General features: G+C 54.8%; 22 protein-coding genes. 13 read left to right on the forward strand and 9 right to left on the reverse strand.

Going from position 1 to position 23,027, the window contains the following annotated elements; translation table 11 throughout:
• Positions 1-262 precede the first annotated feature (262 nt).
• A complete protein-coding gene (ccoG, locus tag U738_RS13570) occupies positions 263-1,714 on the reverse strand; it encodes a cytochrome c oxidase accessory protein CcoG (RefSeq protein ID WP_035581420.1) in 1,452 nt (483 codons plus the stop codon).
• 219 nt (positions 1,715-1,933) lie between these two features.
• Here ccoG and mapR point away from each other — a divergent pair, with 219 nt between their 5' ends.
• The gene (gene mapR, locus U738_RS13575) at positions 1,934-3,343 is read left to right on the forward strand and encodes a GntR family transcriptional regulator MpaR (protein ID WP_035581422.1); all 1,410 of its coding nucleotides are present in this window, start codon (positions 1,934-1,936) and stop codon (positions 3,341-3,343) included.
• A 168-nt stretch (positions 3,344-3,511) separates the two neighbouring features.
• Here mapR and U738_RS13580 read toward each other — a convergent pair whose 3' ends face one another.
• Positions 3,512-3,757, reverse strand: a complete 246-nt coding sequence (locus U738_RS13580; RefSeq protein ID WP_035581425.1) for a hypothetical protein — start codon at positions 3,755-3,757, stop codon at positions 3,512-3,514.
• 194 nt (positions 3,758-3,951) lie between these two features.
• Here U738_RS13580 and U738_RS13585 point away from each other — a divergent pair, with 194 nt between their 5' ends.
• Positions 3,952-4,572, forward strand: coding sequence for a LysE family translocator (locus tag U738_RS13585; RefSeq protein WP_035581427.1), 621 nt, complete (start codon positions 3,952-3,954; stop codon positions 4,570-4,572).
• Between the two features lie 22 nt (positions 4,573-4,594).
• The gene (locus U738_RS13590; RefSeq protein WP_035581429.1) at positions 4,595-5,158 is read left to right on the forward strand and encodes a flavin reductase family protein; all 564 of its coding nucleotides are present in this window, start codon (positions 4,595-4,597) and stop codon (positions 5,156-5,158) included.
• Positions 5,159-5,206: 48 nt separating this feature from the next.
• Here U738_RS13590 and U738_RS13595 read toward each other — a convergent pair whose 3' ends face one another.
• Both U738_RS13595 and U738_RS13600 read right to left on the reverse strand, forming a co-directional pair.
• On the reverse strand, positions 5,207-6,955 hold the full coding sequence (locus U738_RS13595; protein ID WP_035581431.1) for a sensor domain-containing phosphodiesterase: 1,749 nt from the start codon (positions 6,953-6,955) through the stop codon (positions 5,207-5,209).
• 126 nt (positions 6,956-7,081) lie between these two features.
• Complete coding sequence (locus tag U738_RS13600; protein ID WP_035581433.1) at positions 7,082-7,312, reverse strand: hypothetical protein; 231 nt, start codon at positions 7,310-7,312, stop codon at positions 7,082-7,084.
• Between the two features lie 99 nt (positions 7,313-7,411).
• Between U738_RS13600 and U738_RS13605 the strand changes: the two genes are divergently transcribed.
• Entirely contained in the window at positions 7,412-8,500 is a 1,089-nt protein-coding gene (locus U738_RS13605; protein WP_035581435.1) for an ADP-ribosylglycohydrolase family protein, read from the forward strand.
• Positions 8,501-8,528: 28 nt separating this feature from the next.
• Here U738_RS13605 and ovoA read toward each other — a convergent pair whose 3' ends face one another.
• Both ovoA and U738_RS13615 read right to left on the reverse strand, forming a co-directional pair.
• The gene (ovoA, locus tag U738_RS13610) at positions 8,529-10,676 is read right to left on the reverse strand and encodes a 5-histidylcysteine sulfoxide synthase (RefSeq protein WP_035581437.1); all 2,148 of its coding nucleotides are present in this window, start codon (positions 10,674-10,676) and stop codon (positions 8,529-8,531) included.
• A gap of 191 nt (positions 10,677-10,867) precedes the next feature.
• Positions 10,868-12,190 (reverse strand): MFS transporter, encoded by a 1,323-nt coding sequence (locus tag U738_RS13615; protein WP_035581439.1) that lies wholly within the window; start codon positions 12,188-12,190, stop codon positions 10,868-10,870.
• 231 nt (positions 12,191-12,421) lie between these two features.
• Here U738_RS13615 and U738_RS13620 point away from each other — a divergent pair, with 231 nt between their 5' ends.
• The 3 genes from U738_RS13620 to rnk all read left to right on the forward strand — a co-directional run bounded on the left by U738_RS13620 (position 12,422) and on the right by rnk (position 15,106).
• Positions 12,422-12,898 (forward strand): LabA-like NYN domain-containing protein, encoded by a 477-nt coding sequence (locus U738_RS13620; RefSeq protein ID WP_035581441.1) that lies wholly within the window; start codon positions 12,422-12,424, stop codon positions 12,896-12,898.
• A 332-nt stretch (positions 12,899-13,230) separates the two neighbouring features.
• On the forward strand, positions 13,231-14,583 hold the full coding sequence (gene gdhA / locus U738_RS13625; RefSeq protein WP_035581443.1) for an NADP-specific glutamate dehydrogenase: 1,353 nt from the start codon (positions 13,231-13,233) through the stop codon (positions 14,581-14,583).
• A 109-nt stretch (positions 14,584-14,692) separates the two neighbouring features.
• The gene (rnk, locus tag U738_RS13630) at positions 14,693-15,106 is read left to right on the forward strand and encodes a nucleoside diphosphate kinase regulator (protein ID WP_035581445.1); all 414 of its coding nucleotides are present in this window, start codon (positions 14,693-14,695) and stop codon (positions 15,104-15,106) included.
• A gap of 494 nt (positions 15,107-15,600) precedes the next feature.
• Here rnk and U738_RS13635 read toward each other — a convergent pair whose 3' ends face one another.
• Positions 15,601-16,383, reverse strand: coding sequence for an IclR family transcriptional regulator (locus U738_RS13635; protein ID WP_035581448.1), 783 nt, complete (start codon positions 16,381-16,383; stop codon positions 15,601-15,603).
• Positions 16,384-16,520: 137 nt separating this feature from the next.
• Between U738_RS13635 and U738_RS13640 the strand changes: the two genes are divergently transcribed.
• The 6 genes from U738_RS13640 to U738_RS13665 all read left to right on the forward strand — a co-directional run bounded on the left by U738_RS13640 (position 16,521) and on the right by U738_RS13665 (position 21,663).
• Positions 16,521-17,045, forward strand: a complete 525-nt coding sequence (locus tag U738_RS13640) for a 2,4'-dihydroxyacetophenone dioxygenase family protein (RefSeq protein WP_035581450.1) — start codon at positions 16,521-16,523, stop codon at positions 17,043-17,045.
• An 87-nt stretch (positions 17,046-17,132) separates the two neighbouring features.
• Entirely contained in the window at positions 17,133-18,107 is a 975-nt protein-coding gene (locus U738_RS13645) for a Bug family tripartite tricarboxylate transporter substrate binding protein (protein ID WP_035581452.1), read from the forward strand.
• A gap of 4 nt (positions 18,108-18,111) precedes the next feature.
• Complete coding sequence (locus U738_RS13650; protein WP_081899103.1) at positions 18,112-18,582, forward strand: tripartite tricarboxylate transporter TctB family protein; 471 nt, start codon at positions 18,112-18,114, stop codon at positions 18,580-18,582.
• Positions 18,582-20,087: a tripartite tricarboxylate transporter permease gene (locus U738_RS13655; RefSeq protein WP_035581456.1), complete on the forward strand. Its 1,506-nt coding sequence runs from the start codon at positions 18,582-18,584 to the stop codon at positions 20,085-20,087. Before U738_RS13650 ends, U738_RS13655 begins: the two co-directional genes overlap by 1 nt.
• Positions 20,088-20,120: 33 nt before the next feature.
• Positions 20,121-20,819 carry an SDR family NAD(P)-dependent oxidoreductase gene (locus tag U738_RS13660; RefSeq protein WP_035581458.1) on the forward strand — a complete coding sequence of 233 codons (699 nt, stop codon included), beginning with the start codon at positions 20,121-20,123 and terminating at the stop codon, positions 20,817-20,819.
• A 55-nt stretch (positions 20,820-20,874) separates the two neighbouring features.
• A complete protein-coding gene (locus tag U738_RS13665) occupies positions 20,875-21,663 on the forward strand; it encodes an SDR family oxidoreductase (protein ID WP_035581460.1) in 789 nt (262 codons plus the stop codon).
• Here the strand turns inward: U738_RS13665 and U738_RS13670 are convergent.
• Both U738_RS13670 and U738_RS13675 read right to left on the reverse strand, forming a co-directional pair.
• A complete protein-coding gene (locus tag U738_RS13670) occupies positions 21,660-22,145 on the reverse strand; it encodes a flavin reductase family protein (protein WP_035581461.1) in 486 nt (161 codons plus the stop codon). The two genes, U738_RS13665 and U738_RS13670, sit on opposite strands and share 4 nt — an antisense overlap.
• A gap of 352 nt (positions 22,146-22,497) precedes the next feature.
• Positions 22,498-22,962, reverse strand: coding sequence for a hypothetical protein (locus U738_RS13675; protein ID WP_035581462.1), 465 nt, complete (start codon positions 22,960-22,962; stop codon positions 22,498-22,500).
• Positions 22,963-23,027 lie beyond the last annotated feature (65 nt).

A 23,027-nucleotide genomic window follows, 5' to 3' on the forward strand; every position in this document is an offset into this window, starting at 1 on the left:
GAATTTTTTCTTATTAGTATAGGTGTCGCTGGTGTCTTTTAGTTTCCCCCTTACTGGCGTGAATACTCGCTCGTCAGGAGGGCATTGCTCTTTGGTCGTATATTGGCATGAACAGGACGGAAAGCGACATCACTATCACACGAATCTGGCGATCAGTCGCAAATGCAACACTGGAGGTCGTTTCCGAAACCTTTTTAGCTTGCGAAGGACCACCGCCTCGCTGAGACAGAGGGTGGGGATAAGTTGACCAATAGCACAGCCACTACTTCTTCCTAGAGAGCCCCAAAAAACGCGTTTCGTTAACAGTCGTTATCGAAGGGTCATCTAATGCAGTGATATGCAGTTCAATGGGATGGCTGGGTTGTGTTAGATCACCAGCAGCTGCGGTAAGGGCTAAGCGTACGCTGCGCGTTTCAGACGCCACTACCTCTATGGTATCCACGCCCTGCAACCGCAGCCCTGGCAACCCCTTGGCCGATACCGCATAGCGATGGGTCTGACCATCTTGATTGCGCAGCGTCACATTGTAGTAATTGATAATGCGACCCTCGGCCGTGCTTTCAAACAATGTCTGGCGGTCGCGCACAACATCGACATCGATGGGCACACGGGAATTCAAGAAACCGACCAATAACACCACCATAGAGAGTAGCGCCGCTGAGTAAGCCAGCAGCTGAGGTCGCCAAAAGCGGGTCGTTTTACCCTCCAGCTCGCGCTCGGTGGTGTAACGAATCAGGCCCAGCGGTTTATCGACCCGCGCCATAACGCTATCGCAGGCATCGATACACGCCGCGCAGCCAATACACTCGTACTGTAATCCATCGCGAATATCGATACCGGTGGGGCATACCTGAACGCAGAGTTCACAGTCGATACAGTCACCGGTTCGCGTTGCCTCAACGCCCTTGTGAGGATGGTGCCGGCGCGGCTCACCGCGGGCGGCATCGTAGGAAACAATCAGCGTATTGGCGTCGAACATCGCCGACTGAAAGCGTGCATAGGGACACATATGCAGGCATACCTGATGGCGAAGCCAACCGGCATTCAAGTAGGTAAACAGGGTAAAAAAACCTATCCAGAACAGCGCCAGTGGGTGCGCGTCCAGGCTGACAACATCCACCACTAATTCTCTGATCGGCGAGAAGTAACCGACGAAGGACACCCCCGTTGCCACCGCAATCAGCAGCCAAGCTGCATGTTTGGCGGTTTTTCGCCATCGCGTATCCCAACTAACTGGCGCTTTATCACGCCGAATGCGCCGGTGGCGAGGCCCCTCCAGGCGATGTTCAAACCAGATAAACAGAAACGTCCACACACTTTGCGGACAGCTGTAGCCACACCACACGCGCCCAGCCACCACCGTGATCAAAAACAGACCAAAGGCGCAGAGCACCAGGATCCAGGTGAGTAAGATAAAGTCCTGTGGATAAAACGTCGCCGCAAACAGGTGAAATTCCTGGGCAGAGAGGTCAAACCACACCAGCGGTCGATCGCCCCAATTGATCCACGGCAAGCCGAAATAGAGCGCCATTAGCAGCCAGTTTGAGTGGCGCCGAATACGCTGAAAAAAGCCGTCTATTTCCCGCACATAAATATGCCCTAGCTTATTCGACTGAGAGTTAGGAGGTTTATTATTGGAAGGCTCAGAGGAGGACGATTGGTACTCAACCACAGCCTCCGTGGCCAGGTCTTGCAGTGGAATGCGTTGCGTCATACCGAGATCCAGAAAAGAGGAAGTAGAGGTCTATACGGTCGAGTGGCGTCATCGAATTAGCCACTACTATGCCTTTCTAGCCGTTAACTAAAACAGACGCAGTTTTAGAGAAAAAAGCCATATCAGTTTGTAGCTACCGCCGAATATGGCTCTATCTGATATGATTTTAATTGAGAGTATCGAAGCTGTTTATCACCCTACGCACCGACGGTTTATGCCATGAAACGCTACGAACAATTTGCCGATGAAATAGCCACGCTGATTCGCCAGGGCGTGCTTGGCCCAGGGGAGCGTATTCCTTCGGTGCGTCAGGCTAGCCGTCATCATGGCATTAGCCCTTCCACGGTGTTTCAGGCTTACTACTTACTGGAAAACCAAGGACTTATCACTGCACGGGCGCGCTCAGGGTATTTTGTTCGTGAACACGCCCGGCGCTTGCTGGACGAACCGCGCGTGCCACTGCAGCCCACTGACCCGGCGGAGGTAGAAGTCAGCGAGTTGGTATTCTCGGTGCTTGGCTCGCTTCAGGATGACCGAACGGTGCCCTTTGGATCGGCCTTTCCTAGTCCTGAGCTGTTTCCGCTTTCTCGCTTGGCCACCAGCATGACACGGGGATTGCGCGCACTTTCGCCTCAACAGGTGGTAGCCGACATGACCACCGGGCATATCGACCTGTGCCGGCAGATTGCGCTGCGCTACATGCTGGGTGGCATTCAACTGCCGATGGAAGAGCTGGTGATTACCAATGGTGCAATGGAGGGACTTAACCTAGCCCTGCAGTGTGTTACCCAGCCGGGCGACCTGGTAGCGATTGAGTCACCAGCGTTTTATGCCAGCCTGCAAGTGCTTGAGCGGTTAAAGCTTCGCGCGGTGGAGATTCCGGTTCACCCACGGGAGGGGATCGACCTAGAAGTGCTGGAAGAGCGGCTGGAAACACTGCCGATCAAAGCCTGCTGGTTTATGAGCCATCTGCAAAACCCCATCGGCGCCAGCCTGAGCAAAGAGCGCAAACAAGCCCTTTATCAGCTGTTAAAACAGCACCAGGTACCCATGCTAGAGGATGATGTATATGCCGAGCTGTACTTTGGCAGCACCCCACCCGCACCCGTAAAAACCTTTGATGACGAGGGCTTGATCATCCACTGCAGCTCCTTCTCAAAGTGCCTAGCACCGGGCTACCGGGTGGGCTGGGTAGCGGGCGGCCGCTATGCCCAGGCCATCTCGCGGCTAAAACTGATGACCACCATCTCGCCCTCCGTACCCGCTCAGGCGGCGATTGCCGATTACTTGCAGCACGGCGGTTATGATCGCCATTTGCGCAAACTCCGCCACGCCTTAGAAGCCCAGCAAGCCAGTATGCTGGCGGCGGCGGATCGCTACTTTCCTGCCAACACCCGCATCACCCGCCCCGCGGGCGGCTATTTTCTATGGGTAGAGTTTCCGGAGGAAGTGGATTCGCTGCGGCTATTTAATACCGCGCTCGACCACGGCGTTAGCATAGCGCCAGGCCCGATTTTTTCAGCCACCCAACAATTTCGCCACTGTGTGCGGCTAAGCTACGGCCACCCCTGGACGCCACGCAGCGAACGCGGCATGGAAACCTTGGGCAGGTTATTAACCCTCTGTTAACCCGCTATTCCAACCCAGATGCCAAAGCAACTGATATGGTTTTTAATAAAAATCTGAATCTGTTATGCAACACGACAAGCTATTTGCTCTACTCCCCCCACAACATGCTGATAGGCACAGCAAAGCAACCGGGTACTTTCAGCTTTACACAGTGGCGCCCGGTATAAATCAACATGCCACCTCGAAACTGCTCGCCCGCTTGATCGGCGAGTCGAGCAAGCCCTGCGGCCTCCTTGGCCTGCACGGTGGCAGAGCGCTTAACTTCGCCCCCCAAAGCGCCTGCCCACGCTCAATGATGAGATCCACCTCAACTTGATCTTTACCGCGGTAGTGAGAAAAGCGCAGCTCCGGTTCGATCCAAGAGGCTTGGGCCATGAGCTGCTCGGCCAGTGGATGAAGGTAAATAACCTCCATACGGCCTGCTAAAGAGTCCTGAGCTTTGGGTAGCCTTCAGCGGGTGCGTCACCCCAAGATGCTCCAGTATAAACAGCGAAGCATTCAATGTATGGCGCAGTCAATCAGCGGATAGAATTGCCACGCGGCACTTCAGGGCTTACAACTATATGGCGAGATTTAGTTAATAATTCAACAACAGGAAGATTAACGCTATGTCGATTGAGCTTTGGCTATCGTTTGTGTTGGCTTCGTTTTTGGTCATCGCGTCCCCCGGCCCCGCTGTTGCCCTGCTGGTCATGACCGGCATCAATCAAGGTCGCAGGGCCGCTCTGGCGATGCTACCCGGCTTTTTCTTGGGCGACTTGGTGGCTATGTCTCTTTCGTTTGCAGGCGTAGGTGCCCTGTTGATGGCGTCGGCTGAGCTATTCATGCTTGTTAAGTGGCTTGGAGTCATCTATCTACTTTACCTAGGCATCAAGATGTGGCGTGAATCTGGCCAATTGAATGATCTGGAAGCCGCTGGCGCCAGCGTTAAGCAGGGCACTGCAAAGGCCTTTTGGGTGACACTCTTAAACCCCAAAAGCATTCTGTTCTTCATGGCATTCATGCCGCAGTTTATTAACCAAACCCAACCTCTGGCGCCCCAGTTGGCGATTCTGTTTGCTACGTTTCTTGTGATAGGTGTCATCTCAGATCTCGGCTACACACTGTTGTCGACCACTAGCCGACAACTGATGACCGCCAGGTTTCGCCGCCTGCTACACCGCTGCGGTGCCGGTAGTTTGATTGGCGCTGGTGTGCTGATGACCTTAATGCGCCGCCCGACTGCCTAACTAATCTAATCGGAGATTATTTATGCCACACCCGATAGCGAAGAAGGATTTTCCTGTCTCCAATGTCAGGCACTTTCTTGAACCTGGCCCGATTGTGCTGGTGTCATCACAATGGCAACAACAAACCAACATCATGACCATGGGGTGGCACATGGTCATGGCGTTCTCCCCCTCGCTCCTAGGCTGTGTTATTGATGCCGGGAATCACTCCCATGCGCTGGTGTGCAACAGCGGTGAATGCGTGATCAATATTCCTTCGGCATCACTTGTCGATAAGGTCGTGGGTATCGGTAACTGTTCAGGAAGCGAGGTCGACAAGTTCAAAGCGTTTGAGCTAACCCCAGGCAAGTCAGAAAAGGTAGGAGCGCCACGGGTAGAGGAGTGCTATGCGTCTTTCGAGTGCCGCTTGCACGATGACACCATGATTGAACGCTACAACCTGTTTATTTTTGAGGTCGTTAAAGCCCACACCGCGCCTTCGGCAGATGAGGAAGAATCGCTGCACTACCGGGGTATGGGAGAGTTTATGCTGTCGGGTCAATCCATCGACCGTACGGAACTGTTTAAGCCATCAATGCTTATTTGAGTAGAACCACGACACCATCCAGTGACCGGCTGGTTACGCATTATCGACCTACCCCGGATGCAGCCACTTTTCAAACGCCGCTGGCGATAGCGGCCTGGCGATAAGATACCCCTGGGCTTCGTCGCAACCCAACTGAACGAGGCGGCGGTAAACAGCATCGCTCTCTACCCCTTCGGCCACCACGCGGTAGCCCAGATCATGGGCCATTGAAATCATCGAGTTGACCAGCGTCGCGGCACGCTCATCACCGTCTAGATGGGTGATGAAACGACGGTCAATCTTCACGGTATGGGCGGGAATCTCGTGCAGGTAGGAGAGGCTGCTGTAGCCGGTACCGAAATCATCAATGGCGATCCTCACCCCGGCGGTTATCAGCGCTTTAAGCTGGTCAGTCGCAACGTCTCCCTGGCCAACCAGCGCGCTTTCAGTCAGCTCCACCTCCAGGTTGGCTCTCGGTAGTGCCATGTGCGCCATCTCACCCAGTAGCTGTAGGGCAAAATGCTCTTCCTCAAGATTGGTCGCCGACACATTGACCGAAATCTGCAGTATCTCGCCTTGCCGATGCCACGCTGCTGCCTGACTAACGGTATGCCGCAACACCCATTGGGTGAATGGCTTAGCCATCGGCGTATGTTCGATCAATGGGATAAACTCGTCTGGCGATAAGTCCCCCAAGAGTGGATGGCGCCAGCGCAACAACGCTTCTGCTCCCGAACACTCGCCGCTATCAAGGCGGACACGCGGTTGGAAGACCAGGTAAAGCTCATCCTCGTTTTCCAGCGCCCGGCCAATGTCGTTCAGCAGCATATAACGCCGCTGGTAATCGGCATCCAGCTCCGAGGAAAAGAGCCCCGCCCCTTTTCTCGCTTGGCGAGCATCCAGGCAAGCGGCATAGGCACTTCGTAAAATATCCACAACCGCGCTCTTACCTAAACAAAATGGTGCGATACCCACGGTGGGGCGAACCAATACCGGCACTGCGCGGGCAGATTCAAGCGCGAGCAGCGCCTGACGAAGCCGCAGCGCCTCCTGGAGCAAGTGCGCATCGCTAGCGTGGTTCACCAGATGCACGAACTGGCAGCCACCCAGATGGTAAATTTTCATTCCCGAACCGATGGCTTGTTGCAAACAGCGGGCGGAAACCCTTACTAGCCCATCAAGGTAAGCGGGGCCCAGGGTACGATGAAGCGCACTTATCTCACTGACATCGACCACCTCGGTCAACAGCACGACTCTCCACTCGTGTGGCGAATCGCGCTGCATATCCTGTAGGTCTTCAGCAAACTGGTTTCGGTTAGGAAGGCCAGTTAACGGGTCGACCCTGCCAAAAGCGTGCTGCAGCTCAATCTGCGCCATGACCATGGCGGCTAGATCACGGAGCATTGTTTGCTCCTGCTCAGAGAGCTCGTTTGGCTGGGTGTCTAGCACGCACATCGCGCCCAGGGTATGGCCTTCTCGCGTGACCAACGGTGCACCCGCATAAAAACGGATACCTGACTTTGCCAGGTAGCTATTTCGGTAGCAGTCCGAGGCGAGCAGGTCGGGAATGACCAGGATTTCCGCAGCATCGCAGACCTCCCCGCAGGGAGCCATTTCACGGGGAATCTCCCAATGATCGACCCCAACTCTGGACTTGAACCACTGCCGGTTCTCGTCGGTGAGCGATACGGCTGCGATCGGCAAACCGAATAGCTGGCTAGCCATCCGTGTTATTCGATCAAAACTCTCACTTGGGGAGGTATCCAGCAGATTTAGCTGGCGGAGCGCGAACAGTCGATCCTGTTCCTGGGCATTCATGTACGTAACCCTACGCCGAGATGAACATGGTTCTTTAATAATATATATCAGCCCCATAAAAAAATGGCATTTGATAACGCTCATTTTTCTGATGTTGTTATTTGTTTAGCGGGCTTAGGGGTGGCTCTAACTCAGCGTTATATTGATAAAAACCAAAATGATCAGCGCCGCTGCCGCCGGCCAGGGGCTTCGTAGCACTACTCCGAACATGGTCAGCGGAATTAGCACGGTAAGTGCCGCCAGCACATGAGGCAGTTCTGCCAATCCACTTTTAGACATACTCGCTATATACACCAACCCAAGAGCACCAATCAGAAGCCCAAACCAAACATGACGGTTACGCAGTCGTGATGACATACCTCTACCTTCCTTTTTGGTTAAGCGTTTATTGCCAACAGTTCGCTAACCTGAAAATTACCCATAAGATGGCAAAACAAACCGATAGGGATCAGATCCATGACAGATAACGTGTCATCAAGAGCTATTGCCGCGCTTAGAAACCTGTTTATTGGTGATTCACTGGCGATGCCCGTGCATTGGTTCTACAACGTTCACGATATCGACCGTGCATTTCCAAGCGGGATCACCACGTTTGAAGCGCCGCCTGAGTATCATCCGTCGTCGATTATGTCCATGCACTCCACCAGTGGCGGTGGGCGAAAGCGTGCAGGTAGTCAATCGCAGAGCGAGATCATCGGTGATGTCATTCTTAAGGGAAAACAATCGTACTGGAATCGCTCCAACGTTCATTACCACCAAGGCATGAAGCCAGGGGATAACACCCTTAACGCCTATTGTGCGTTAACCCTGATGCAAACGATGGACGCGCCTGATAAACACTATGACCGCGACACCTTCCTGCGAGCCTATATCCGCCTAATGACCGCAGAGATACCGTCCCATCCGGATACCTACGCAGAGTCTTACCATCGCGGCTTTTTCGCTAATCTTGAAAAAGGCCAGCCGCCTCACAAATGCGGCGCCGTTACCCACGACACGCCTTCCATTGGCGGCCTGATCACTATTGCCCCGTTGGCAATTGGCGAACGCTTAAGAGGCTCTTCGCTGGCCGATACCCGCAAGCTTTGCCGCAACCACCTGGCCTTGACCCATCCGGACAACTTTCTAGCGGATGTTTGCGATGCCTACGTTGAGCTGATCGACGCGCTAATATTCCGCGATGACGATACCCATGTGCAGGAACTGCTGCTGAAGGCAACCCGCGGCTTATCCCGTCGGGACTTAACGAAGCTGGTGGAGAGCAATCGCCCCGAACGAGAGGTAATAGGCAGGGAGCTATCCACCGCTTGCTACATTACCGACGCGTGGCCTGCGGTGTTATACCTTGCCTGCAAACACCACCAAGAACCTTTGAGGGCTTTACAGATTAACGCAGAGGTTGGCGGCGATAGCGTGCATAGAGGTGCCGTAATGGGCGTATTGCTAGGTTTAATCAATGGGGAGGAGGCGGGCAGCCTATTTGCCCGGCTAACCGAACACGCGTCGATTAACCGGGCTATTGAGGGCCTTACTTTGCAAAGCTAGCTTTTAAACACCAGCGTTGAACACCTCGTTAAGAGCGACGCTCCCACAGCGTGACTTCCGAGAGGCTATGCTGGTATTTGTGCATGGTCTCGCGGATCACAAAGGGCACTTTTTCGGGATCGCTGATCATCTTGAAGTGGGGCTCAAGCAGCTCCTTCAAGCCATCCAGCGTGCTGTAGTTTTCGCCATTTTTCTTGAACCCACCGATCCACTCCTCCATCGGCGTATACTCTTCCAGCCAGGTATACGGCGACGCTATCATCAGGATGCCACCGGTATTGATGCGCTGATGAATGGTTTGCAGGAACTGTGAGGGCTTATACAGCCTATCGATCAGGTTGGCGGCCAATACCAAATCGTAATCGCTGAACTGCGGCTTGAGGTTGCACGCATCGCCTTGATGGAAGCTAACGCGATCGGCCGCCTCTTCCAGGCCCATACTGGCCAGGGTGCGTTCCTGGTAGCTAACCAGCTCGCCTTCTTCGGTACGGGTATAACGCAGCACTTTCTGCTCCGCCATTTCCACGCCCTGACGGATAAAGTTGGCCGAAAAGTCCACGCCATCGACGTGCTCAAACTCGCGGGCCAGCTCAAAGCTGCCGCGCCCGCTGGCGCAGCCAAGATCCAGAGCGCGTTTCTTCTGACGACCGGCCATGGCGGCTAGCGCCGTGTTGGCCAAGGCCTGCGGGAAGTTGGCAACCCCAAACCACTCATCGCCGTAATGAAATTCCGCGTACTCCGCCATGCGTGCATCGCTTTCGTAATAGGCGCTGGGCAACTTGACCTCCGCATCCGATACCACGTAACGGAAACCTGCATGCTGGAAGAAGTGGCGCCGAAACGCATAGCGAGCGCTGAGGCGGGTTTCGTTGCCGCAGGATATCCAGGAGCCTCCCTTGATCAGGTTATGCTGATTGTCGAAGGTCGGTGTGGTGAAGTCATCATAGAGCGGATGCACATCAAAGCCTGGGAACGGGTAGGTCGGTGTCTCCACCCATTGCCAAACGTTGCCCACCACATCGAACCACTGGCCGTGCTGGAAGCGCGTTACCGGGCAAGAAGAGGCGCCGTGATCCAAGTGCAGGTTGGCGTTGGCCGGCTGGTCACTGTCAAGTTCAGAGATACCCGCCTCTGCCGCTAGGCGATGCCACTCGTCTTCCGTTGGCATGCGCACGGGCTGGCCCGTCTGCTGGCTTTTCCAGTTACAGAAGGCTTTGGCCTCGTGAAAATTGACCTCAACCGGCCAATCCCAGGGCATTTCTACCTCTTCGGTCATTAAGCGCAGGAACCATTCGTTCTTCCACACCCAGAAGGTGGGATGGGTCGCCTTGGCAAACTTGCGCCATCCCAAACCCTCTTCCGACCAAAAGGCATCGGTTAAGTAACCACCGGCTTCGACGAATTCGAGAAACTCGCTGTTACTGACCAGAAACTGGCTGGCTTTAAACTCTTCCACATCGGCGCGATGGTGGCCGTACTCGTTGTCCCAGCCGTACCAAGGATCGTCAAAAGATTTTCCTAGAACCACCTCGCCTTGCGGCACCGTGATCAGTGAATTCTCCGGTGGCTCGCCAGTGGTGCGAATAGGCGCCCAGGCAGGCTGTGGCGTCACCAGTTCAAGCGACTGCTGACGAATCAGAACAGACGACGTTTCAAGATGAATGCGCTCGTGCTCGATGCCCATGATGACGGGCCAGAACGGGCTGTCCCAACCGATGGGCAGCGAAATTGGCAATTCACGGATCACATTGAGCACCGCCGCCCGTACCTTCGCGCGGTACTCCATCACCTCACTGACCGACGGCCACGAGTAGTGAGCTTCGTTGAGATCATCCCAACTCATTTCATCAACGCCTACGGCGAAAATAGACTCCATGTTGGGGTCTATCCTCGCAGGCAATAGCTTTGCCAACACCAGCTTGTTGACGAAAAACGTCGCGGTATGCCCCAGGTAGAAAATCAGCGGATGCCTGAGGGCAATGGGCTTGCGAACATAGGCTTCTTCGCTTGCCAGCGTAGTGAACAGTGACTCATAGCGATCAAAGGTGGCGGTGAAGCAGACCTCAATCTCTCTGCGCGTCGCTTCAGGGTCGTTTCCAGCCAGATACACAGTGCGGGGGAAAAGAGCGGACGATAGCGCTTCTGGTTGCCCCAATGGCGAGCTAGTGGAAGTCATAGGTTAGAGCACCTTTTATCTTGGAACGGCGATGGTTCGCATAGGTAAATATATAATCACATTAAAAACCAAAAACTCATACAAAAGCTACCATCTGTTGTACAAAACTTTCCAATACTGTCTTTTTCGACGACACATGGAGCAGCCGAAACCGCTCGCTATTCTTTTAAATGCGACCAACAACAAGACACTCAAGGCGTATCTTTCTCTTCTTCCTCAGGCTCAATGGGCTCGGCTTCAATGGGTTCACCATTTTCATCCAGCAATTGGTGGTCATAGGCTGCCTGAAGGCCAGTATCTTCAACTATCGGCTGCTCTTCTTGTGCTTCTTCTACCGTTTCGTCTGTCCAGTCTGCCCAGTAATCAATATGGCCTGGATAGATGGGCGATAGCACCGCAACCAGGATGCCCACCACGGAGAAGATCGAAAACGCCTCCGCATAGCCAACGGCATCAACCAATATACCCACCACCGGAGAGCCCACCGCCTGCCCAAGCGCACAGGCCATAAACGGCAGTACTGGCCCCATTGATAGCCGCCCCGGCAATAGCCGGATACCCGTCATCAGATACAGTCCCGTTAAGCTCATATAGGCAAGCCCAAAGACCATCGCGGAAAACATGGCCAGCGGTAACTGACTGGGGCTAGCGGCCAGCAATGCCAAGCTTGAAGACAGCATCATCAGCATCAATGCCTGGGTAATCGGTGGGTTATTGCGGTCGGCTAAATCACTCACCACGGCACCGCCGAGCCCAGCGATACCCACCGCAAACCACAGCCAACCGGTTTGGTTAGCGGGCAGCGCACCAAGGGTAACCGCCAGGTCGGGGGCGAAAAGCCAGTACGGGGCAGACACAAAGCCCATGGCGAAGGCGAATAACGTAAGCCGAATGAGCCGCGACCACTGCAACCGGGTGATGGGCGCCGGCGGTGCCGCGTTAGCGGGAATCACCCGTGACACTGAAGGGATGAAATACCATGCCGCCGCCACCCCCAGGCCGGTCAGAACGGCAAAGATCGTGTAGGTCAGGCGCCAAGCGTCGGCCAGAAATACCACCGTGGGCACCGCCACGATAATCCCCACGCTGGTGCCTGCGTTCATAATGGAACTGACACGCCCGTGCATCGTCCGGCTCACCAGCGCCTGCATCGCGGCGGTGAGTGCGGGCATCATCAAACCGGTGCAGATACCGCAGATAAACACCCCAACACCCAGTGCAAGTGGGCCTGACGCCTGACTGATCAGCCCCAGACCACCCACCCCAAAACCACCCGAAAGCATCGCCAGATTACGCGCACCGAGCCGATCAGCGGCAAGCGGTGCAACCAGTGTGGCCAGCACGAAACTAATAAATGGCAGTGCCCCGATGATACCAATGAGGTACGGTGTGAGCGCCAGCTCGGCGCTGATGGAGGGCACAAACAGACCAAACGCAAAGCGCGCCAGCCCGTAACTAATCGCGACCAGCGCGGCACCGAAGATGGCAAACCCCATGTTCGACAAGGTTCTCATACTGACGACTCCTCGGCCGCGTGTTACATAAAAGAAAATCCCCTGACAGCCTAGTTGTCCCGATGGCTATCTGCACACCTCGGTGTCGACATTGGATACGGAGGGGGCGCTTTACGGCGTTGTTCGGCAAGTTATCGGGGTTGCTGTCGCGATAATACTCATGGCAAGTAGATACATTTATCCACTCAAACCGTTTAACCTGATCACTAACGGGGAAAAGGTTACTTTTTTATGACGAGCGTCGCGATATTTGTCGATATCCAAAATGTCTATTACACAGTTAAAGCGTCGTATCGCCGCAACTTTGATTACAACAAGTTCTGGGCCCAAGCCACCGCTAATAGAAACGTGGTGAAAGCAATTTGCTACGCCATTGATAGAGGCGACCAAAAGCAGCGAGAGTTCCAAAACATCCTCAGAGCGATTGGTTTTGAAGTAAAGCTAAAGCCTTTTATTCAGCGCGCGGATGGCTCCGCAAAAGGCGATTGGGACGTGGGCATTGCGCTCGACGCCATGGAGTACGCAGAACAGGCAGACGTTATTGTGCTTGTATCCGGCGACGGCGACTTTGATCTGCTGGTCAAAAAAATCCGTGTTAAGCATGGAAAAAGAGTCGAGGTTTATGGTGTCCCCCAGCTTACTGCAGCGTCACTCATCAATGAGGCCAGCGAGTTTATCGCGATCGATAAAGGACTCCTGCTTGGTTAAATTACACTCATGAAAAAGTAACTACGCTGCCTTTGATAACTCTTTCCAACAGCAGGCCACCGCAAAAGATCAGCGTGACAGGTTTTCGGCTGGCAGCGCCTCTCGGCGCGATAAAGAAACCTCAACCACTTCAAAAACGTTTATCCATCGTTTACTGAGTTTTGAAAAATACGCGCAACGAATGACTCTGACGCATACTTTAGTCTAAATTCCCCACTCTCTTTGCCCATACCGAACCGGCATAGGCTATGCACAGCAGCGTGCTGCCAGTTAAATATTCTAACGCTCTGGCCAGCCACTACTCTGTTGAATAACCATGATGAAATACTCCGATGCCCTACGTTCACGATACGCTGACACGACTTAATAAAAGCAGCCCTGCACAATCAGAATTTTATCAAGCCACTGAAGAAGTGCTCGAATGCCTGCGCCCGCTACTCGAGCAGAGTGATTACTATCATGACCACAGCATTATTGAGCGAATAGTCGAGCCCGAACGACAAATCATGTTCCGGATAAGCTGGGTAGATGATGCTGGGAAAGTGCGGGTCAACAAAGGCTATCGCGTTCAGTTCAACTCTGCCCTTGGCCCTTACAAGGGCGGCTTACGTTTTCACCCCAGCGTTACCTCGGGCACCATCAAATTTCTCGGCTTTGAGCAAATTTTCAAAAATGCGTTAACCGGTTTGCCAATCGGCGGCGGGAAAGGCGGTGCCGATTTTGACCCGAAAGGAAAATCGGATAACGAGATCATGCGCTTTTGCCAGGCGTTTATGAGCGAGCTCTACCGCCATATTGGCCCGCACTGCGATGTGCCCGCTGGTGATATTGGCGTCGGTACGCGTGAAATTGGCTATCTCTTTGGTCAGTACAAGCGACTCACCGGCCACTATGAAGGCGTGCTAACCGGCAAAGGGCTTAATTGGGGAGGCTCGCTTGGCCGCAAAGAAGCCACCGGTTACGGCGCGGTCTACTTTGCGCAAAACATGCTGGCTGCCCGTGGAGAAGAGCTGCGCGACAAGACCTGCCTCGTTTCCGGCGCGGGTAATGTAGCCATCTATACCATTGAGAAGCTATATGCACTGGGTGCTAAGCCGATCACCTGCAGCGATTCACGTGGCACTATCCACGATAAAAACGGTATTGATTTAGGCTTACTCAAACAGCTCAAAGAAGTGCAGCGCACCTCGTTAGAAGCCTACTTACACGAGCACCCTGACGCGCACTACATTTCTGCACGCGATTACCCCCAGGGTGGGCATGCCGCATGGCGCATTCAAGCCGATGCAGCCTTCCCCTGCGCCACCCAGAATGAGTTGACCGAAAGCGATGCGGAAAGCCTACTCGCGAATGGCATTACGTGTATTAGTGAAGGGGCCAACATGCCCTCTACAAAAGAGGCCGTCGACCTGTTTCTAAACGCTAACATTGCCTATGGACCGGGCAAGGCCGCCAATGCAGGAGGCGTCGCCACCAGCCAGCTAGAGATGGCGCAAAATAGCAGCATGGAGCAGTGGTCAATGGAAAAAGTCGACCAGAAGTTAAAACAGATTATGGCAAATATTCACCGCCAGTGTGCCGACACCGCCGAAGAGTTTGGTGATAAAACCAATTTGGTACTAGGCGCCAACATTGCAGGCTTCAGGAAGGTAGCTGACGCCATGATTGAACAAGGGGTGACCTGATCGTCTTTATTTTATAAATCGCTTATACTGCAAAAAGCACACAGTCCTTCCTTTATTGGGGAGGGCTTTTTTATTGGTTTCAACTTATTGCTTTCCAAGGAGAGTAATCATGGGACAACGTCCTGCTATTATTATTAATCGTCTTGATGCCGAACGCCTTCAGCGCTTAATCGACAATGCATCCGATAAAGACATGGCCGTTGCTCAACTACTCGAGGAAGAGTTAGCGCGTGGTGAAGTCTGCGACCCCGAGGAGATCCCGGATGACGTAGTCAGCATGAACAGCCAGGTTCGCTTCACCGACCTCACCCGTGGGCTTAAGATGATTCGAACCCTCGTCTACCCGCACTCCCTGGAAAGCGTAGCGGATGGCATTTCGGTCATGGCGCCCATTGGCGCGGCATTGATCGGTCTTAAAGTGGGCGATATCATCGAATGGCCACTACCTAACAATACCGAGACACGGCTACGTATCGATGCCATTTACTGGCAGCCCGAACGCGAAAAGCAGTTTCACCGATAAGGCGCGCTAGAAAGTGAGCTGGCTCCGCTAGCTCATGATTAAGTCAGCTATTATCTTCGCCCACTTATTTCACATAAAGGGAGTTTGTTCAGGGCGCTCTCATCTTTCACATACTCTTAGAAAGACGATATCTAAACGGCTCTTTATCGCATTAAACACACTGTCCCTGCTATTAGTCATAGCCATGGTACTTTTCACAATTCTTCCAGTGATAATGTACACATTGGGCAGTTACCTTAAAAACTAACGAATAAGCCACTCGCCCCGCCACCATGCACAATCACCTGTAAAAATGTGTTGATAGCGGCTGGATGGCATCGTAGTTGTTGGAAGATGGTAGCTGGAAATGGCAGTTGCACGAAGAAGATGCGCTCTACTTCGTGCAGTATTAGCTAGCCGATGAATTGCACACCGCTTACGACAGCTTGATATCTAACCTGCCCACTGCGCCACACACTACTTAATTAATGATCATTAAGCCTGAGTCCAAAGCACTACACCAAGCCAGCGTCACTGCATAGCGAACGAATGCACGCCAAGATACGTTGCTGCCCATTATCTGGTAAACGATAGCGAGGCACGCTGACACTGATGGCCCCTTCAACGCGGCCATCAGCGCCGCGAACCGCCTGACCGAAACAGATAATACCAAGCTCGTTCTCCTCGTCATCGATCGCGTAGCCACGCTCCCTCGTCACTGTGAGTTCCTGACGCAACGCATTAACAGTCGTGCAGGTACGATGCGTGACGGGCTCTAGCGTCAATTGAGCCAGATACTGCTCGCAGATGGCTTCATCAAGGCCGGCAAGATAGGCCTTACCCACCGAGGTAGAGTGCATTGGCACCGGCATACCTATGTACGAGGCCATGCGGACAGCTTCCGGCGATTCCACCTTATCAACGAAGGTCATATGGCAGCCGAACGGCACTCCCAAGTGGACTGTTTCCCCAGTTTGCTTACCGATAGCGCGTAAAGTGGCCCGAGCGCGCTCCTGCAAGCTGCTCCTCGCCAGTGATTGATGGGTGAGACGCAGCAGCTCGCGACCCAGCACGTACTCCCCACCCAGAGGATTGCGCTCAATAAAATGCTCCTGCTCCAGCGTATTTAGCAAGCGGTATACCGTCGGCCGTGGCAACCCTAGTCGCGCCTGGAGTTGGCGAATAGTAGCGTCGTCGCCCAGTTCAGCTATCGCTTGCAACAAACGCAACCCTTTGGTGACTGCAGCAGCACCTTGAACGGGGGGCCGTTTCGCTCGTTCCTCGCCATTAGCCGTCATAAGCCTCCTCCGCAAACTATACGAATGTCTAATCAATAAACATCCACGGTCAATTGACGCACTTCACCACGCCTTTTACCTTGTTAACATATTGTCCATATTATAACTCTAACATCCACATTATGGACGGAGGAAAGATGCCAGTTCAAGCCGATGAACATCAGCGGATGCCTTACCAATATCCACAACCCCCAGAGGCCGCCCTGGAAATTGTCGAACCACACGCCCTTCCACAGGACGAGCGTATCTGGGTGCCTCAAGCGGAGAATGTCCATTTCCGCCCGCTGTGCCTCAACGTTTCGCAAGGCTACTGGGTCAACCTGTTACGCGTTCGTAAGTCCGGCGTACTCAGCCGCCACCGTCATCCTAACCCGGTGCATGGCATGGTGCTTAAAGGTAAATGGCGCTATCTGGAACACGACTGGGAGGCTACCGAGGGCAGCTACGTCTACGAACCTCCAGGTGAGACTCACACTCTGGTGGTCGACGATGATGTCGAGGAAATGATTACTCTTTTCCAGGTTAACGGCGTGATGTACTACGTTGACCCCTGGGGTAAGCACTTAGGCTACGAAGATGTCTTCACCAAGGTCGACATGTGTCGCAAGCACTATGAAGCCTGCGGGCTAGGCCGCGACTACGTTGATCGATTTATTCGCTAAAACGCTTCGTTTAATCAAAACCTAACGAAAAGAACGATGTAAAGCCCCACCGTCAACAACAAAAAACACACGACAAGGAGCACCTTCATGATTTTTAACAAAACCCCGCTCGCCGTATCTGTCAGCTTGCTCGCCTTTGCTTTATACGCTGGCAGTGCCCAGGCTGATTACCCGGAAAAGCCAATCCAATTGATAGTGCCCTGGTCCGCTGGTGGCGGTACCGATGCTGTGGCCCGCCAACTGGCCAACGGGCTGCAAGAAGAGCTTGGTCAAACGGTCAATGTGGTCAACCGCACCGGTGGCGCTGGTGTGGTAGGTCATACGGTCATGGCGAACGCCGAACCGGATGGTTACACCCTCGGCTTAGTTACTGCTGAGATTACCACCTATCGCCATATCGGCAGCTCTCAAGTGTCCTACGAGGATCTGTCGCCCATTGCACTGATTAACCTTGATGCCGCGGCGTTTAACGTCAGTGCTGAGTCGGACTGGGAAGATCTCGACAGCGCCCTGCAAGATATTGAGGCCACCCCCAACGAGTACACTGTCTCCGGTTCGGCACCGGGCGCCGCCTACCACTTGGCATTTGCTGGTTTTCTTAACCAGCAAGGCATCGACCCTAATACCGTTTCGTTAGTGCCCAGCGAAGGGGCTGCCCCCGGCCTTCAGGAGCTCGCCGCCGGTGGCGTGGACTTTGTGTTCTCTTCGCTGCCCGAAGCTGAATCCATGCGCAGCGCCGGGCGAGTGAAAACGCTCGCAGTGTTCGCCAACGAGCGCCTTGACGCCTTCCCTGACATTCCCACTGCCGAGGAAGTCACTGGCGATGAGTGGGCTGCAGGCACATGGCGTGGCCTTATCGGCCCCGCAGGATTGCCCGATGATGTCGTCAATACCTTGGCCGAGGCCGCTGAAGCCGTTTATGGATCCGACACATTCCAGGATTTCATGACCAATCAGGGATTTGGTATGCAGTGGGAAGGCCCGGAAGGCTTCCACGACTTCATGGCTGAGTCCGACAAAAACAACGCCGAAATTATCGACAAGTTAGGCCTCGCAAACTAACGCCATGCGCATCAACGACCTCGTCATGGGGCTGGTAATGGCGCTGCTCGGCGCCATTACCATATGGGCCTCTAAGGATTTTGCCCCGCTGGCACGCCAACCCTACGGTGCAGGCACTTTTCCTACCTTAATCGGTGCCTTTTTAATTGGCCTTGGTCTGCTGCTGGCGCTACGCGGCTGGCAGCAGCGCGGCGCCCTGTTCATTTGGCAAGGTCAGGTAGCCCTATCGCGAACCGTACTGTGCCTGTTCGCCGTCGTTGCAGCAGTGGCGGGCTACGTGCTGCTAACACCTCTGCTCGGCTTTCCGCTGGTCGCGCCATTAATGCTCTCTCTCTTGATTGGCTGGCTTTCAGGCGGCCGCTGGGGAATGGCTGTTATCGTCGCGATTATCGCGAGTGCGGTGGTATGGAGTGTCTTCGCGTTGCTGCTGCACGTACCGCTCGATCTGGGCATTCTCGAAGAGGTGATCTACTAATGGCGGAACTCCACGAAGCGTTAGGTATGGTGTTCGCCTGGGATGTCCTCGCCGTCATCCTCGGCGCCTCGTTGTTTGGCCTGCTGATCGGTGCCATACCAGGTCTGACCGCCACTATGGCGACTGCGCTGCTCGTTCCGGTGACCTTCTTCATGGAGCCGCTACCTGCAATCAGTGCCATCGTGGCTGCCACGGCCATGGCCATTGTGGCCGGCGATATACCCGGCGCTCTGCTACGCATACCCGGCACGCCCGCCTCAGCCGCCTACACTGACGAAGCCTACCTGATGGGCCGTCAGGGCAAAATCGGCCAGGCGCTCGGCGTCAATCTCGCTTGCTCGGTGGTCGGCGGGCTTATCGGCGTGGCGATTCTGGCGTTCTTCGCCCCGCTAGTGGCTGATTTTGCCCTTCGCTTTACCAGCGACGAATACTTCTGGCTCGCCCTACTTGGGCTCTCCTGCGCCGTACTGGTGTCCGGCGCGGATGCGCTCAAAGGCGCAATCTCGATGCTGATCGGCCTATTGATCGCCATGGTGGGCATGGACTCCGTGTCAGGTCAGATCCGGTTTACCTTCGGCATTTCTGATCTGCTCAGCGGCATCTCTATCCTGCCGGTGCTGATTGGTCTGTTCGCCGTCGCCGAACTGCTGCGGCGCATGCCAGAAATTGGCCACACCCATTTCCCAACGCCTCCACCTGTAGAGAAACCGTTTAGCGGTGTGGGTGGCCTGATGTGGCAGTACAAAGGGGGCATCGCTCGCAGTGGCTTGCTCGGCACCCTAATCGGCGCACTGCCCGGGGCGGGCGCCGATATCGCCTCGTGGATCAGCTACGCCCTGTCGCGCAAGCTCTCACGCACGCCCGAGAAGTACGGTACTGGGCATCCCGAAGGGCTGGTCGCGGCCAGCTCGGCTAATAACGCGGCGCTATCGGGTGCCTACATCCCTGCGCTGGTATTCGGCATTCCCGGCGATACCATCACCGCCATTATTATCGGCGTCCTGATGATGAAAGGCATCACGCCGGGGCCAGACGTTTTCACCTCCAGCGCCACCTTGGTCAATGCCATTTTCATCGTGTTCATTCTGGCCAACCTGCTGCTGTTGCCACTTGGTCTGCTCGCTATACGCGGCGCGCGCCATATTCTGGCAGTGCCCTCCAGCGTGCTTTACCCACTTATTTTACTGTTCTGCATTGTCGGTGCCTTCGCCGCCAATAACAGCCTGCTCGATATCTGGCTGATGCTTGGGCTGGGTCTGCTGGCCTATTTCCTGGTCGAGAACGACTTCCCCATCGGCCCTATGATCCTAGCGGTTATTCTCGGCCCGGTGGTGGAGAGCAACTTTATGCGCTCAATGATCAAGGCCAACGGCGAGCTGCTGGTGCTCTTCGAACGCCCTATTGCTGCCGTGCTGGGCGGACTCGCCTTACTGGTGTGGATAGCCATTATCGTCTCTAGCGTTCGTTCAGCCTGGCACACGCGTGCATCCGCCACTGCACATTAACCGAACCGTTTCGGCGATCTAATAAGGAGCGATATGAACACTGTTATCGTTATTGGCGGCAGCACCGGCATAGGCCGAGCCATTGCCCAGGCCTTTGCCTCACAAGGCGACAAGGTTCACGTTACTGGCATCGAGCTCGCTAGCGAACAGCAGGTCGAAGGCGTACTCGGGCATCACCAGCTAGATGTGCGCGACCCTGCCCAGATCGAACGCTTCTTTGCTGCGTTTTCACAGTTGGATGTGCTGGTGAACTGCGCCGGGGTCATCCAGCGTGACGGCAAGGAGTTTACCCCCGAAGGCTTCGCTCAAGTTATCGACATCAACCTCAACGGTACCCAGCGCTGCTGCCATGCAGCCCATGCGGCACTCAAAGTAGCCGGTGGCTGCATAATCAACACTGCCTCAATGCTGTCGTTTTTTGGCAGTGGCCACGCCCCGGCCTACTCCGCCTCAAAGGGCGGTGTGGCCCAACTCACGCGGTCGTTGGCGATTGCCTGGGCCAGTGATGGCATTCGCGTCAACGCCCTTGCACCAGGCTGGATCGCCACCGACCTCACCTCGGCACTTACCCAGAACAGTGAGCGCTCGGCGGAACTCGTCGGTCGCACGCCAATGGGCCGCTGGGGTGAACCCAACGATCTCGCCGGGCCAGCGCTGTTCTTAGCCTCGCCGGGGGCTAAATTTGTAACGGGCATTGTGTTACCGGTGGATGGTGGCTACTCGTCACGCTGAGCCCGGCTATTATGAATTCTAAAATATGAATCCTAAAACCTAAGGGGTGAGCAGCATGGATCTAGGAATCGCGGGACGCTGGGCCGTGGTATGCGCAGCGAGCAAAGGGTTGGGTCGAGGCTGCGCCGAAGCGCTGGCCAAAGAGGGCGTCAATCTGGCGATCAATTCACGCGATGCCGAGGTGCTCGATAAGACCGCCGAAGCGCTACGGGCAATCAATCCAGCCATCGAGGTTCGCCCCGTGGCCGGGGATATCGGGTGCGAGGATGTGCGCGAGGCGCTGCTGGCCGCCTGCCCTCAGGTCGATATTCTGATCAACAATAACGGCGGGCCGCCACCGGGTGATTTTCGCGACTGGGATCGGGAGGCGTGGATACAGGCCGTGGATGCCAACATGATCACGCCTATTGAGCTGATCAAGGCCACGGTAGACCGTATGGCCGCCAACGGCTTTGGACGCGTGGTCAATATTACCTCGGGCGCGGTAAAAGCCCCCATCGACATTCTCGGGTTATCCAACGGAGCGCGCAGTGGGCTAACCGGCTTCGTCGCGGGGCTTGCACGCCAGCCACAGCTCGCCTCGCACAACGTTACGATCAATAACCTACTACCTGGCTCCTTCGATACCGACCGTCTGCGCGGCAACTTCAAGAAGATCGCCGAGAAGAATCAGCAAGCTATCGAGCAGGTACGTGAGCAGCGTGCCCAAGGGGTTCCTGCGCGACGATTCGGCACCGCCGAGGAGTTTGGTGCCTTCTGTGCCTTTATGTGCAGCGAGTATGCAGGCTATCTAACAGGGCAGAACATCCTGCTCGATGGCGGTGCCTACCCTGGAACCTTCTAATCGATAGAGGCGCGATTAACCGTAGGCAGCGTAATCTCTACCCTTCCCGAGTTTACCGCTGGGCGGGCGCTGCACAGCAGGATTTCCCCGTCTGGGGCTGATATGCCATCTGGGTAAGTAATCTCCCCCTGCACTAGCGTGCAGGCGCACTCGCCACAGCTGCCGCTGCGGCACCCATAGGCAGGCTGTAGCCCCGATTTTTCGGCGGTTTCCAGCAGGCTTTCGCCTGGCTGCCAGTGGGTGACTACGTTTGAGTTGGCAAAGCTAACTTCTACCGCTTGTTCTGCGACGGGCACAGCGTATTTTTGGGTCAGCGCCGAGGGGCCGAACGCTTCTGTGTGTATCTGCCCAGGCATGAGCCCGAGTTCCAGTGCCTCCTGGTGATAGCGCTCTACAAAGGCGGCAAGGCCGCATAGGTACAGCTGTACTTCTGATAGCACCTGATCGGTAAACACCTGCCCCAGTGAAACCCGGCCTGCCATCCATTGGGGGCAGCTGCTGTTCTGGTGACATGCCGTTGCAAACGCAGTCCTCGCGTCTCAAGGTCGAGTAGATCTTCGCCGAAAGGGGCCTCAGTCACATCGCGCACGCTCTGCACTAACGTTACCGGGTCACTGCCTGCGCCGGTCAATTCATGGGCCAGGCTCAATATGGGCGTAATACCGATACCGCCTCCCAGCAGTACCCATTGGGCACGCTCTGAGCCGCTAGCCCATGCTGTGAATGAGCCCGTTGGTGCAGCTACGTCGCCGATGGTTTATTAGGCCTAGGCCTTTATTATCCGGCACTCGACAAACGATTTAATGCGTCTAGTTGTTCATTGTGCAAGCAAACTCAGTTGCTCGGACGCTGTTTGGTGGCATCCAATCCGGTTTTGCTTTCGGTAGTCAACTTGGTAATTTCTGCAGACTTAGTGATCGCACGATCAAAGACATCCTGCATGTTCGCCATCGCCTCTACCGATGTGCCTTCGAGGCCACCGTCTGCCGCCCACTCGAAATTCCAGACACCGGAAAGGCCATCTTTACCCTGGACATCATGGGTTTCGATTGCCGTATAAACACTGGTGTGGCGCGTCATATAAGAGGCGGCTGCCGAAACCTCAGCAGGGACACCGCCTGACGAATTGTTGGCAAGCTGAGCGAGCTCATCGGCATTGATCGCAGACTTACCCTGCTGTTTCAGATAATCCACTAGAACCTGACTGGATTTGGCAATATTCAACTGGTCGTCGAAGGATGAGGTGGAGGTTTTTTGAGTGGGGGCGTTTACGCTTGTAGGTGACACTACAGTAGACATCGGATATCTCCCAAGCAGAGGTTTGGTTGGACAGCCTGTTTATTGTTGCCCGGTTTAATGTCATT

This window comes from Halomonas sp. TG39a (genome assembly GCF_000744395.1).
Classification (GTDB): domain Bacteria; phylum Pseudomonadota; class Gammaproteobacteria; order Pseudomonadales; family Halomonadaceae; genus Vreelandella; species Vreelandella ventosae_B.